Raw genomic sequence first — 12,578 nt, forward strand, 5'->3', positions numbered from 1 at the left:
CACGTGAGCCCTCGAGACCCGGTGCCGTCGATCACCAGACGGCGTGCCCTTGCCGCGGTCGCGTTCGGCGTGGTGGCACCGGGGGCGCTGGCCGCCTGCCTGAACCAGCGTGACGACGCCTCCGGCGCGGCCGGGGAGTCACCCGCTGCGCCCACGCTGACCTTCGAACCAGCCGACGCCGCGGTCGACGTCGGGCCTACCTCACCCGTCGGGGTCGACGTCGCCGACGGCTGGTTCCAGAAGATCAGCCTGACCAACCCCGAAGGCAAGGTCGTCGCCGGTGCGCTGAACCGGGACCGCACCGGGTTCACCGTCACCGAACCCCTGGGCTACGGGGTGTCCTACACCTGGGACGGCACCGTCGTCGGTCACGACGGCAAGGCCGTGCCGGTGTCCGGATCGTTCACCACGATCTCCCCGGCCAACCAGGTCAACGGCCGGTTCCAGCTCGCCGACGGGCAGACCGTCGGCGTGGCGGCGCCGATCATCCTGCAATTCGACACCGCCATCGCCGAGGCCGACCGGCCCGCGGTGGAGAAGGCGCTGTCGGTGACCGCCACCCCGCCGGTCGAGGGCAGCTGGGCGTGGCTGCCGGACGAGGTAGGCGGCTCGCGGGTGCACTGGCGCACCCGCGAGTACTACCCGGCGGGCACCACCGTGCACGTCGACGCCGATTTCTACGGGGTGCCGTTCGGCGCAGGTGCGTACGGAGCGGCTGATTCGACACTGGACTTCACCGTGGGCCGGCGCCAGGTCGTGAAGGCCGAGGCGTCGTCGCACCAGATCGAGGTGATCACCGACGAGGGCGTGATCATGACCCTGCCGTGCAGCTACGGCGAAGGCGACCTGGACCGCAACGTCACCCGCAGCGGCATCCACGTGGTCACGGAGAAGTACGAGGACTTCTACATGACCAACCCGGCGGCCGGCTACGCCAACGTCCGCGAGCGGTTCGCCGTGCGGATCTCCAACAACGGCGAGTTCATCCACGCCAACCCGGCCAGCTCCGGAGCCCAGGGCAACAGCAACGTCACCAACGGTTGCATCAACCTGTCCACCGAGGATGCGCAGCGGTACTTCAACACGGCGATGTACGGCGACCCGGTCGAGGTCACCGGCACCCGCATCCAGCTGTCCTACGCCGACGGCGATATCTGGGACTGGGCGGTGCCGTGGGACGAGTGGACCGCGATGTCGGCGTTGTCGGAGCAGCAGGCCTCCGGGGTGCCCAGCACAGCTCCCGCGACGCCGTCGGACGCGCCGCAGCCGGTCAGCGGCCGACCCGGCGGCTGAACCCCCCCGTTGAGACCGCGCTGAGGGCGCAGAACATCGAGTGCGTGGCGCCGCTGACGCAGTCTCAACGAATCAGGGCTGGCGGTGGAAGCGGGACCCGCTGGCGCCGCTGACCTGGTCACGCGGCCTGACCACGATCAGATCCAGGTCGACGTGTGAGGGCCGGCTCGCGACGAACCCGATCACCTCGGCGATGTCCTCGGCCACCAGCGGGGTCACGCCTTGGTAGACCTTCTCGGCGCGCTCGGCGTCCCCGTCGAAGCGGCGCAGCGAGAAGTCGGTCTTGACCATCCCGGGAGCCACCTCGGTGAGCCGGACGGGTTGTCCGAGCAGCTCGCTGCGCAGCGTGCGGTGCAAGACGCCCTGGGCGTGCTTGGCCGATGTGTAGCCGCCGCCGTTGTCGTAGATCTCGACGGCAGCGATGGAGGTGACCGTGACGATCAGCCCGTCACCGGACTCGATCAGCTTGGGCAGCAGCGCGCGGGTGACGTGCAGCGTGCCCAGCACGTTGGCCTCCCACATCCAGCGCCAGTGCTCCACGTCGGCGTCGGCCACCGGCTCCAGGCCGCGCGCGCCGCCGGCGTTGTTGACCAGTACGTCCACCCGATCAAGGCGCCCGGCCATCGCCGCGACGGCGGCACTGTCGGTGACATCCGCCACAATCGCGGTGCCGTCGATCTCGGCGGCCAGCGCCACGATCGGGGCCTCCCGGCGAGCCACGCAGACCACATGGAATCCCTGTGCGGCAAGGGTTCTTGCGGTCGCTTCGCCGATTCCGGCACTCGCCCCGGTGACCACTGCGACCCGGCGGGCATCTGATGGCGTCGTCATCTGCTCAAGCCTAGGCGTCGCCGGTGCGCGGACGCCTGGCCGGGGACGCTGCGATCAGGCGGTGTAGACATGACGGTGTGTGTCCAGCGACCGATCGGCACGGCCTGGCTTCCGGTCTGCCCCAGCCACGCCGGGTGGCGGTGTTGTCCGTGCACACCTCGCCGCTGGCCCAGCCGGGCACCGGTGACGCAGGGGGCATGAACGTCTACGTCCAGCAGACGGCGCTGGAACTGGCGCGTCGCGGCGTCGAGGTGGAGATCTTCACCCGGGCCACCTCGTCCACCGATCCCGCGGTCGTCCGCGTGGCGCCCGGCGTGCTGGTGCGCAATGTGGTGGCGGGTCCGTTCGAGGGGCTGGACAAGAACGACCTGCCGACCCAGTTGTGTGCCTTCACCGCGGGCGTGCTGCGCGCCGAGGCCACCCACGAACCGGGCTACTACGACATCGTGCACTCGCACTACTGGCTGTCCGGGCAGGTCGGATGGCTTGCTGCGGACCGCTGGGCGGTGCCGCTGGTGCACACCGCCCACACGCTGGCCGCGGTCAAGAACGCGTCGCTGGCCTCCGGCGACTCGCCCGAGCCGCCGATGCGGTCCATCGGCGAGCAGCAGGTCGTCGACGAAGCAGACCGGCTCATCGTCAACACCGATCATGAAGCGCAGCAATTGGTTTCACTGCATCAGGCCGATCCGGGCCGCATCGATGTGGTGCACCCGGGCGTCGACCTTCAGGTTTTCACCCCCGGTGACCGCCGCGCCGCGCGTGCGGCGCTGGGACTGGACGCCCTCGATGCCGAGGTCCCGATCGTCGCCTTCGTCGGGCGCATCCAACCGCTCAAGGCGCCCGATGTGCTGCTGCGCGCGGCGGCGCTGTTGCCCGGAATCCACGTGCTCATCGCCGGCGGGCCGTCGGGCAACGGGATGTCCACGCCCGACGATCTGGTTGAGCTGGCCGCCCAGTTGGGTATCACCGATCGCGTGACGTTCCTCCCCCCGCAGTCCCGCGACGAGCTCGTGCGCGTCTACCGGGCCGCTGATGTCGTCGCGGTACCGAGCTACTCGGAGTCTTTCGGTCTGGTCGCCCTGGAGGCGCAGGCGTGTGGCACCCCGGTGGTCGCCGCGGCGGTCGGCGGGCTGCCGGTGGCGGTCCGCGACGGTGTCAGCGGTGCGCTGGTCAACGGGCACGACACCGGCGCATGGGCGACGGCGATCGGCGACATCGTCCGCCGGGACCGGGCTCCGATGCAGGACGCGGCGGTCGCGCACGCCGCCGCCTTCTCGTGGGGCCACACCGTCGATGCGCTGCTGGGCAGCTACGGACACGCGATCGGCGACCACCGGACCGGACACCAGAGCCAGCCCGCGGGCCGGCGCAGCGGACGCCGGTTCTCGATGCGGCGGGGGGTGCGCGCGTGAGTGGCGATGTGCAGGACCTCATCGAGCGCACGCTCAAAGAGCACGAGCTGACCTACACCCACCACAAGGGGGCGGCCGGTGGCCTGCCCGGCCTGGTCGTCGAGCTTCCCGGTGAGCGCAGGCTCAAGACCAACACCATCCTGACCATCGGCGAGCACTCGGTGCGGGTCGAGGCGTTCGTCTGCCGCAAACCCGACGAGAACCACGAAGGTGTCTACAAGTTCCTGCTCAAGCGCAACCGCAGGCTCTACGGCGTCGCCTACACGCTGGACAACACCGGTGACATCTACCTCGTCGGCAGGATGGCGCTGGGAACCGTCACCGCCGACGAGATCGACCGGGTGCTCGGGCAGGTGCTCGAGGCGGTCGACTCGGACTTCAACACGTTGCTGGAGTTGGGTTTTCGCACTTCCATCCAGAAGGAGTGGGAGTGGCGGGTGTCGCGCGGTGAGTCGCTGAAGAATCTGCGCGCGTTTGAACATCTCATCGAAGATGAGGGCGACGACTGATCGCCGCCGTCGCCGCGATCGTGAGAGGATTCGGGCATGGCAGATAATGCGACGCTGATCCTGCTGCGCCACGGTGAGAGCGAGTGGAACGCGCTGAACCTGTTCACCGGTTGGGTGGATGTCGACCTGACCGACAAGGGGATGGCCGAGGCGATCCGCGCCGGGCAGCTCCTCTCCGAACAGGACCGCCTTCCCGATGTGCTGTACACCTCGCTGCTGAGGCGAGCGATCACCACCGCCAACGTGGCGCTGGACAAAGCGGACCGGCACTGGATCCCGGTGCACCGGGACTGGCGGCTCAACGAACGTCACTACGGCGCGCTGCAGGGCCTGAACAAGGCCGAGACCAAGGCCAAGTACGGCGATGAGCAGTTCATGGCCTGGCGCCGCAGCTACGACACCCCGCCGCCGGCGATCGAGCCGGGCAGCGAGTTCAGCCAGGACCGCGACCCGCGTTACGCGGGAATCTCGGGTGGCCCGCTCACCGAGTGCCTCAAAGACGTGGTCGAACGGTTCGTGCCGTACTACACCGAGGTGATCGTCCCCGACCTGCTGGCGGGCAAGACCGTGCTGATCGCCGCGCACGGCAATTCGCTTCGAGCGCTGGTCAAGTACCTGGACGGGATGTCCGACGACGACGTCGTGGGGCTGAACATCCCCACCGGGATCCCGCTGCGCTACGACCTGGACAGCGATCTGAGGCCGACGACGCCCGGCGGGCTGTACCTGGATCCGGACGCCGCGGCGGCCGGTGCGGCGGCGGTCGCCGCCCAGGGCGCCAAGTAGCCGGACGACCGGTCTGCACGTCCTCAACCGGCGAACAGCAGGTGAACAACGAAGGACGCGCACCCGAACTTCGGTGTTTGGGTCTGTGACTTGTCCCGATTTGGCCGCACGCTGCTGGGATGATGTTCACCGAATGCGTACGCTTTTCGCGTGAGTGTCGTATCGGCGCTGCTTCTCGCCGCGATCGTGGCACTGCTCGCATTGTCGATCGGTGTGGCGTTCGGGATGGGAGTGGTCGCCCGCCGCCGCGAACGCCGGCAACGGCGGATCGCCGAACAGGCGGGCATCACGGTCCTGCAGATGCTCGAGCACGTGGTGGCGCAGGCTCCGGTGGGGCTCGTGGTCGTCGACACCTACCGTGACGTCGTCTACACCAATGAACGCGCCCGCGAACTCGGCCTGGTGCGCGACCGGATGCTCGACGACCGCGCCTGGCTGGCAGCGCAGCGCACGTTGACCACCGGCGACGACGGTGAGGTCGACCTGACTCCCCGCGAACGCAGCCGGCCGGGACGCTCCGGGCTGTCAGTGCGCGGGCAGGTGCGGTTGCTCACCGAGGACGACCGGCGCTTCGCGGTCATCTACGTCGACGACCAGTCCGAGCACGCCCGGATGGAAGCGACCCGACGGGACTTCGTGGCCAACGTCAGTCACGAGCTCAAGACGCCGGTCGGGGCGATGGGGGTGCTGGCCGAAGCCATCCTGGCCTCCGGCGACGATGGTGAGACGGTTCGGCACTTCGCCGCCAAGATGGTCACCGAGTCCAACCGGCTGGCGGACATGGTGGGGGAGTTGATCGAGCTGTCCCGGTTGCAGGGCGCCGAACGGCTGCCCGACCTGGAGGCGGTCGAGGTCGACGTGGTGGTGGCCGAGGCGCTTTCGCGCCACAAGGTCTCAGCCGACAACGCCGACATCGCGATCACCACCGACCCGCCGACCGGCTTTCGGGTGCTTGGCGACCAGACGCTGTTGGTGACGGCGATCGCGAACCTGGTCTCCAACGCAATCGCATACTCGCCCAACGGATCCTCGGTGTCGATCAGCAGGCGCCGTCGCGGCGACAACATCGAGATCGCGGTCACCGACCGTGGTATCGGCATCGCCCGCGCCGACCAGGAGCGGGTGTTCGAAAGATTCTTCCGCGTCGACAAGGCGCGGTCCCGGGCCACCGGCGGCACCGGGCTCGGGCTGGCGATCGTCAAGCACGTCGCGGCCAACCACAACGGTTCCATCCGGCTGTGGAGCCAGCCGGGCACCGGTTCGACGTTCACGTTGTCGATTCCGGCCTACACCGACGATTCCGACGATCAGGACTCAGACGACCATGACGAACGAGAGGACTAGTACATCGATGACCAGCGTGCTGATCGTGGAGGACGAGGAGTCCCTGGCCGACCCACTGGCGTTTCTGCTCCGCAAGGAGGGCTTCGAGGCGACCGTGGTGGCCGACGGACCGTCGGCCCTGGCAGAATTCGACCGCGCGGGCGCCGACATCGTCCTTCTCGATCTGATGTTGCCCGGCATGAGCGGCACCGACGTCTGCAAGCAACTGCGGTCGCGCTCCAGCGTCCCGGTGATCATGGTGACTGCCCGCGACAGTGAGATCGACAAGGTCGTCGGACTGGAGCTCGGCGCCGACGATTACGTCACCAAGCCGTACTCCGCGCGGGAGTTGATCGCCCGGATCCGCGCGGTGCTGCGACGTGGCGCCGACGCCGACGAGATCGGGATAGCCGACGGGGTGCTGGAGGCCGGACCGGTGCGCATGGATGTGGAACGCCATGTGGTCAGCGTCAACGGTACCGCGATCACGTTGCCGCTCAAGGAATTCGATCTGCTCGAGTATCTGATGCGCAACAGCGGCCGGGTGCTCACCCGCGGTCAGCTCATCGACCGGGTGTGGGGTGCGGACTATGTCGGTGACACCAAGACGCTGGACGTCCACGTCAAGCGGCTGCGCAGCAAGATCGAAGCGGATCCGGCCAATCCGGTGCATCTGGTCACGGTGCGCGGCCTGGGCTACAAGCTGGAAGGCTGAGCCGCCGCTGCCTCGCTATTCGGCGGCGCGGGTTGCGGGATGGATGGCGATGAGACCTAAACTGCTGCGGCGCTTGCACATTGCGGCCAGCTCCGCGTAGGTCTTCTCGCCGAGCAGTTCGGTGAGCTCGGGGGCGTAGGACTGCCAGACCGGCTTGGCGCCGACGTGGGCCGCCGGATCGCCGGTGCAGTACCAGTGCAGATCGGCGCCGCCCTCGCCCCATCCGCGCCGGTCGTACTCGGTGATCCACGTCTTGAGGATCTCGCTGCCGTCGGGGCGGGTGACCCATTCCTGGGTGCGCCGGATCGGCAGCTGCCAACAGACTTCGGGCTTGAGGGTCAGCGGTTCCACGCCGATCTTGAGGGCCTTGGTGTGCAGCGCACAGCCGATACCCGCGGGCCAGCCCGGACGGTTGAGGAAGATGCAGGCGCCCTTGTACTTTCGGGTGCGCAGGGTCGGCTTGTCGTCGTAGCTGTCCATTTCGAGATAGCCCTTCTTGCCCAGGCCTTTCTCGCGATACTGCCAGTCCTCGTCGGTGAGCAGTTTGACCGCGTCGTCGAGCTGGGCGCGGTCATCGTCATCGGACAGAAACGCCCCGTGTGAACAGCATCCGTCATCGGGTCTGCCCTCGACGGTGCCCTGGCAGGCCGGGGTGCCGAACACGCAGGTCCAGCGGGACAGCAGCCAGGTCATGTCTGCGGCGATCAGATGTTCTGGATTGTCGGGGTCGTAGAACTCCACCCATTCCCGGGCGAAATCCTGCTCGACCTCACCGGGCTTCTGCTGATTGCTGTTCGCCCGAGGGCTCATCGCGGACGCGCTCACGGTTTTCCACGGTAGACCCATTAGGTTGGGTGAGTGCGATTAGGCGTGCTCGACGTGGGCAGCAATACCGTTCATCTTCTGGTGGTGGATGCGCGCCGCGGCGGCCACCCGACCCCGATGAGTTCGACCAAGGCCTCGCTGCGCCTGGCCGAGGCCACCGACAGCTCGGGCAAGATCACCCGCCGGGGTGCGGACAAGCTGATCGGGACCATCGACGAATTCGCCAGGATCGCTGCCAGTTCCGGATGTTCGGAGTTGATGGCGTTCGCCACCTCCGCGGTGCGTGATGCGAGGAACTCCGAGGACGTGCTGGCCCGGGTGAGGGCCGAGGCCGGTGTGGCGTTGCGCGTGCTCAGTGGTGTCGACGAGTCCCGGCTGACATTCCTGGCGGTGCGCCGCTGGTATGGCTGGAGCGCCGGGCGGATCACCAACATCGACATCGGCGGCGGCTCGCTGGAACTGTCCAGCGGTGTCGACGAAGAGCCCGACGTCGCGCTGTCGCTGCCGCTCGGCGCGGGCCGGCTGACGCGGGAGTGGCTGCCCGACGATCCGCCGGGCCGCCGGCGGGTCGCCATGCTGCGTGACTGGCTGGCCAACGAGCTTTCCGAGGCCGGGTTGACGATCGCCGAGGCGGGAAGTCCCGACCTGGCGGTGGCGACCTCGAAGACGTTCCGGTCGCTGGCCCGGCTCACGGGTGCGGCGCCGTCGGGCGCCGGTCCGCGGGTCAAGCGAACGCTGACCGCTGCGGGTCTTCGGCAACTCATAAATTTCATCTCTAGGATGACCGCGTCCGACCGTGCGGAACTGGAAGGGGTGAGTGCCGATCGGGCGCCGCAGATCGTCGCAGGCGCGCTGGTGGCTGAGGCGAGCATGAAGGCCCTCGGGATCGAGAGCGTCGACATCTGCCCCTGGGCGTTGCGGGAGGGACTGATTCTGCGGAAACTCGACAGCGAAGCGGACGGAACCGCTCTGGTCGGCGGTGCCGGCGAATCCGCCGACGTCGGCGGCGCAGGAGAATCGGCCTCACGAGGAATGTCCTTACGTAATGCTGGACGGTGAAGCAACGAGGCTCGAAGGCGACAGGCGATGACTGGATCAGATGACAGCAACAGCGCTACCCGGCCGATCTCGGTCGCCGAGCTGCTGGCCAAGAACGGCACGATCGGCGCACCTCCGGTCGGTGGCCGGCGCCGCCGTCGGCGTGGCAACGCCGACGCCGTCACCGTTGCCGAGCTCACCGGTGAGATCCCCATCATCCGGCCCACCGACGACGAACCCGTCACCGCGTCCGCTGCGGTAGAAGATCAGGTCGACGACCGCACCGAGGCCCCTGAAGCCCCTGAAGTGCCGTCGACCAACGGCGTCGTCGAGCCGGAAGCGGACGTCGACCAGGCCGACGCCACCGATCAGGCCGACGCCACCGATCAGGCCGAGGACACCGACCGGGCCGAAGACGCCCATCAGGCCGAAGACACCGACGAGGCCGAAGACACCGACCGCGACTATGCCGACGTGGTCGCCGAGTACGCGGCCCATCTGGAGCATCGCGAAGCCGAACCCGAATCGATTGACGACGCCGGTTCCCCGGCGGCTGTTGATGCCGAGCAGATGAGCCCGGACCCGCCCGACGACGATGTGCAGACCGACCTGCTCGACTCCCCGGGGGAGTCCGGGGCAGACGAGTTCGACGATGCAACGTTTGATGACAGAGCCCTGGACGACAGAGCCCTGGACGACAGCGCCCTGGATGACGGCGCCCTCGACGAGGACGTCGACGAGCTGCCGTCCTACCTGCGGTCCACCCAGGAGCCGCTGTTCGGCGGCCAGACCGTCGCCGACGACATCGCCCGGCGCGGGACCCGCCCGGCCGCCGGCGACACCGACCTCGACGACGAGGACGAGGAGCACGATGAGCCGCGCCGGATGTCGCCGTTCGTGCACGGCCTGTGGATCGTCGGGCAGAGCGTCGTCGCGGTGGTGTTCGGGGCCGGCCTGTTCGTCGCCTTCGACCAGCTCTGGAAGTGGAACAACATCGTCGCCCTGGTGTTGTCGGTGCTGGTGATCCTCGGACTGGTGGTCGGAGTGCGGGTGGTGCGCAAGACCGAGGACATCGGAAGCACGCTGATCGCGGTGGCGGTCGGGGCCCTGGTCACACTCGGCCCGTTGGCGTTGCTGCAGTCGGGCTGACGGCCCGGCCTGGTCAAGAAGATTCCGGATACAGCCACTGTGCGCCCTGCCATCAAGGTCGGACTCTCCACGGCCTCGGTTTACCCGTTGCGGACCGAGGCTGCGTTCGAGTACGCCGCCCGACTGGGCTACGACGGTGTCGAGCTGATGGTCTGGGCGGAATCGGTGAGCCAGGATATCGACGCTGTCGCGGCGCTCTCGGAGCGCTATGAGGTGCCGGTGCTGTCGGTGCACGCTCCCTGTCTGCTGATCTCGCAGCGGGTGTGGGGCGCCAACCCGATCCCCAAGCTGGAACGCAGCGTGCGGGCCGCCGAGCAGCTCGCAGCGCAGACCGTCGTGGTCCACCCGCCGTTTCGCTGGCAGCGTCGCTACGCCGAGGGCTTCGCCGACCAGGTCGCCGAGCTCGAGGCCGGAAGCGACGTGGTGGTCGCGGTGGAGAACATGTTCCCGTTCCGCGCCGACCGGTTCTTCGGCGCCGGACAGACGTCCATCGAGCGGATGCGCAAGCGGGGCGGTAACCCGGGCCCGGGGATCTCGGCGTTCGCACCGTCCTACGACCCCCTCGACGGCGGGCACGCCCACTACACGCTGGACCTGTCGCACACCGCGACCGCGGGCACCGACGCCGTGGACATGGCCCGCCGGATGGGCGAGGGGCTGGTGCATCTGCACCTGTGCGACGGCAGCGGCGCCTCGACCGACGAGCATCTGGTGCCCGGGCACGGCACCCAGCCGACCGTGGAGATCTGCGAGACGCTGGCTGCGAGCGACTTCGCCGGCCATGTCATCCTCGAGGTGACGACCTCCGGCGCGCGCACCGCCGCCGAACGGGAGGCGTTGCTCGCCGAGTCGCTGCAGTTCGCCAGGGCGCACCTGCTGCGCTGACCCCCTTAGGACGCCACATGACCGGTTCCACCCTGTTCACCGACGCGATGGCGCTGAGCTCCGCCGGCGACGGCGTGTACGGGGGTGTGCTCAACGAGCACTGGACAATCGGGCCGAAGGTCCACGGCGGGGCGATGCTGGCGCTGTGTGCCAACGCGGCCCGCGCCGAACTCACCGGAATGGACCGCGCCGACGGCGCAGAACCGATCGCGGTGTCGGGGAGTTTCCTGTGGGCGCCGGATCCGGGCCCCATGGAGGTGGTCACCACGGTGCGCAAGCGCGGCCGCCGGGTCAGCCTGGTCGACGTCGAGCTGAACCAGCAGGGCCGAACCGCCCTGCGCGCCGCCATCACGATGGGTGCCCCCGAGCAGCACGTGCCGCCGTTGCTGTCGGTGAACCCGGTGCTGGCGCTGATGACGCCGGATCCGCCCCCTGGCCTGGAGCCCATCGGCCCCGGGCACCCGATGGCCGACATCGTCCACCTGGCGCACGGCTGCGACATCAGGCCGTCGCTGACCACGTTCACCCCGCGGTCGGACGGCGGCCCGCCGCTCATCGAGTACTGGGTGCGGCCCAAGGGAGTGGCCCCCGACGTCCTGTTCGCGCTGCTGTGCGGGGACGTGTCGGCCCCGGTGACGTTCGGGGTCAACAGGTTCGGCTGGGCGCCGACGGTCCAGCTGACGGCCTATCTGCGGGCCCGCCCGGCCGACGGCTGGCTGCGGGTGATGTGCACGACGACCCAGATCGGTCAGGACTGGTTCGACGAGGACCACATCGTGGTCGACTGCGAAGGCCGCATCATCGTGCAGAGTCGCCAGCTGGCGTTGGTCCCTGCTGCCGGGGGCTGAGCCGAGGGGCGGACCGACCCGCCGTCGTGCGATGCTTTGCGGCATGCCCAGAATCGCGATCATCGGCGGTGGCAGTATCGGCGAGGCGCTCCTGGCGGGGCTGCTGCGGGCCGGCAAGCAGGTCAAGGACCTGGTTGTGGCGGAGCGGGACCCAGGTCGCGCGAAGTATCTGTCGGAGAAGTACTCCGTGCTCGTGACGACGGTCGCCGACGCCGTCGACGCCGCCACCTACGTCGTCGTCGCGGTCAAGCCGACCGACGTGGAGAACGTCATCGGCGACATCGCCGACACCGCCGCGAAGGCCGAGACCGAGGCCGCCGAGCAGGTGTTCGTCACGGTCGCCGCGGGCGTCACGGCCGCCTACTACGAGAACAAGCTGCCCGCCGGCTCTCCGGTGATCCGGGTCATGCCGAACGCGCCGATGCTGGTCGGCGGCGGAGTCAGCGCGCTCGCACCGGGCCGGTTCGCGACACCCGAGCACCTCAAGGAGGTCTCGTCGCTCTTCGATGCGGTGGGCGGCGTGCTCACGGTGGCTGAGTCGCAGCTCGATGCCGTCACCGCGGTCTCCGGTTCCGGTCCGGCCTACTTCTTCCTGATGGTGGAAGCGCTTGTCGACGCGGCCGTGGACGCGGGCCTGCCCCGGTCGGTGGCCACCGAGCTGGCGGTGCAGACGATGGCCGGATCGGCCGCGATGCTGCTGGAGCGGCTCGACGACGCCGCACCGAACCAGGATTCGGCGACGGGGGTGGCGGTGAACACGTCGGCGGCTCAGCTGCGGGCCACGGTCACCTCACCGGGCGGCACCACCGCCGCTGGGCTGCGTGAACTCGAGCGAGGCGGCTTGCGGGCAGCGGTCGCCAACGCGGTCGAAGCTGCCAAAACCCGCTCTGAACAGCTCGGAATTACACCGCAGTAGTTAACCAATTTCGAATTGATTAGCCCACACCCGTCGCAGTAACCC

The 12,578-nt window shown here is 68.8% G+C and carries 13 protein-coding genes; 11 read left to right on the plus strand and 2 right to left on the minus strand.

All coding sequences use genetic code 11. The features are described from left to right. The first annotated feature begins 3 nt into the window (after positions 1-3). Positions 4-1,293, plus strand: a complete 1,290-nt coding sequence (locus BEMPMBAN_RS09770; RefSeq protein WP_159230152.1) for a L,D-transpeptidase — start codon at positions 4-6, stop codon at positions 1,291-1,293. Positions 1,294-1,365: 72 nt separating this feature from the next. Here the strand turns inward: BEMPMBAN_RS09770 and BEMPMBAN_RS09775 are convergent, their stop codons facing one another. Further along, positions 1,366-2,124 carry an SDR family oxidoreductase gene (locus BEMPMBAN_RS09775; protein WP_159230153.1) on the minus strand — a complete coding sequence of 253 codons (759 nt, stop codon included), beginning with the start codon at positions 2,122-2,124 and terminating at the stop codon, positions 1,366-1,368. A 77-nt stretch (positions 2,125-2,201) separates the two neighbouring features. On the opposite strand from BEMPMBAN_RS09775, the gene mshA reads away from it, so the two are divergent. The 5 genes from mshA (at position 2,202) to regX (ending at position 6,872) form a co-directional block, all read left to right on the plus strand. Beyond that, complete coding sequence (mshA, locus tag BEMPMBAN_RS09780; RefSeq protein ID WP_159230154.1) at positions 2,202-3,539, plus strand: D-inositol-3-phosphate glycosyltransferase; 1,338 nt, start codon at positions 2,202-2,204, stop codon at positions 3,537-3,539. After that, complete coding sequence (locus BEMPMBAN_RS09785; RefSeq protein ID WP_159230155.1) at positions 3,536-4,048, plus strand: type III secretion system chaperone family protein; 513 nt, start codon at positions 3,536-3,538, stop codon at positions 4,046-4,048. Before mshA ends, BEMPMBAN_RS09785 begins: the two co-directional genes overlap by 4 nt. A 36-nt stretch (positions 4,049-4,084) precedes the next feature. Continuing rightward, positions 4,085-4,834, plus strand: coding sequence for a phosphoglyceromutase (locus tag BEMPMBAN_RS09790; protein WP_159230156.1), 750 nt, complete (start codon positions 4,085-4,087; stop codon positions 4,832-4,834). A gap of 150 nt (positions 4,835-4,984) precedes the next feature. After that, positions 4,985-6,178 carry a sensor histidine kinase gene (locus BEMPMBAN_RS09795; protein WP_159230157.1) on the plus strand — a complete coding sequence of 398 codons (1,194 nt, stop codon included), beginning with the start codon at positions 4,985-4,987 and terminating at the stop codon, positions 6,176-6,178. Between the two features lie 7 nt (positions 6,179-6,185). Beyond that, entirely contained in the window at positions 6,186-6,872 is a 687-nt protein-coding gene (gene regX, locus BEMPMBAN_RS09800; RefSeq protein WP_159230158.1) for a two-component sensory transduction protein RegX, read from the plus strand. 15 nt (positions 6,873-6,887) lie between these two features. Here the strand turns inward: regX and BEMPMBAN_RS09805 are convergent, their stop codons facing one another. Further along, positions 6,888-7,682, minus strand: coding sequence for a DUF3109 family protein (locus tag BEMPMBAN_RS09805; protein ID WP_159230338.1), 795 nt, complete (start codon positions 7,680-7,682; stop codon positions 6,888-6,890). A gap of 48 nt (positions 7,683-7,730) precedes the next feature. Here BEMPMBAN_RS09805 and BEMPMBAN_RS09810 point away from each other — a divergent pair, with 48 nt between their 5' ends. The 5 genes from BEMPMBAN_RS09810 to proC are packed head-to-tail and all read left to right on the plus strand — an operon-like array spanning position 7,731 to position 12,533. Then, positions 7,731-8,756 (plus strand): Ppx/GppA family phosphatase, encoded by a 1,026-nt coding sequence (locus BEMPMBAN_RS09810; RefSeq protein ID WP_200845930.1) that lies wholly within the window; start codon positions 7,731-7,733, stop codon positions 8,754-8,756. Between the two features lie 27 nt (positions 8,757-8,783). Continuing rightward, positions 8,784-9,884: an Rv0497 family membrane protein gene (locus tag BEMPMBAN_RS09815; RefSeq protein WP_159230159.1), complete on the plus strand. Its 1,101-nt coding sequence runs from the start codon at positions 8,784-8,786 to the stop codon at positions 9,882-9,884. A gap of 39 nt (positions 9,885-9,923) precedes the next feature. Next, positions 9,924-10,769 (plus strand): sugar phosphate isomerase/epimerase family protein, encoded by an 846-nt coding sequence (locus tag BEMPMBAN_RS09820; RefSeq protein WP_159230160.1) that lies wholly within the window; start codon positions 9,924-9,926, stop codon positions 10,767-10,769. A gap of 17 nt (positions 10,770-10,786) precedes the next feature. Further along, a complete protein-coding gene (locus BEMPMBAN_RS09825) occupies positions 10,787-11,617 on the plus strand; it encodes a thioesterase family protein (protein WP_159230161.1) in 831 nt (276 codons plus the stop codon). Positions 11,618-11,660: 43 nt separating this feature from the next. Further along, the gene (proC, locus tag BEMPMBAN_RS09830) at positions 11,661-12,533 is read left to right on the plus strand and encodes a pyrroline-5-carboxylate reductase (RefSeq protein ID WP_159230162.1); all 873 of its coding nucleotides are present in this window, start codon (positions 11,661-11,663) and stop codon (positions 12,531-12,533) included. Positions 12,534-12,578: the final 45 nt, after the last annotated feature.

This window comes from Mycolicibacterium austroafricanum (assembly GCF_902705885.1).
Lineage (GTDB): Bacteria > Actinomycetota > Actinomycetes > Mycobacteriales > Mycobacteriaceae > Mycobacterium > Mycobacterium vanbaalenii_A.

Bases quoted from the DNA above. Each gene is read 5' to 3' on its own strand.
- BEMPMBAN_RS09775 (WP_159230153.1), bottom strand. From the start codon at position 2,124: ATGACGACGCCATCAGATGCCCGCCGGGTCGCAGTGGTCACCGGGGCG.
- BEMPMBAN_RS09790 (WP_159230156.1), top strand. From the start codon at position 4,085: ATGGCAGATAATGCGACGCTGATCCTGCTGCGCCACGGTGAGAGCGAG.
- regX (WP_159230158.1), top strand. From the start codon at position 6,186: ATGACCAGCGTGCTGATCGTGGAGGACGAGGAGTCCCTGGCCGACCCA.
- BEMPMBAN_RS09805 (WP_159230338.1), bottom strand. From the start codon at position 7,682: ATGAGCCCTCGGGCGAACAGCAATCAGCAGAAGCCCGGTGAGGTCGAG.
- BEMPMBAN_RS09815 (WP_159230159.1), top strand. From the start codon at position 8,784: ATGACTGGATCAGATGACAGCAACAGCGCTACCCGGCCGATCTCGGTC.
- BEMPMBAN_RS09825 (WP_159230161.1), top strand. From the start codon at position 10,787: ATGACCGGTTCCACCCTGTTCACCGACGCGATGGCGCTGAGCTCCGCC.
- proC (WP_159230162.1), top strand. From the start codon at position 11,661: ATGCCCAGAATCGCGATCATCGGCGGTGGCAGTATCGGCGAGGCGCTC.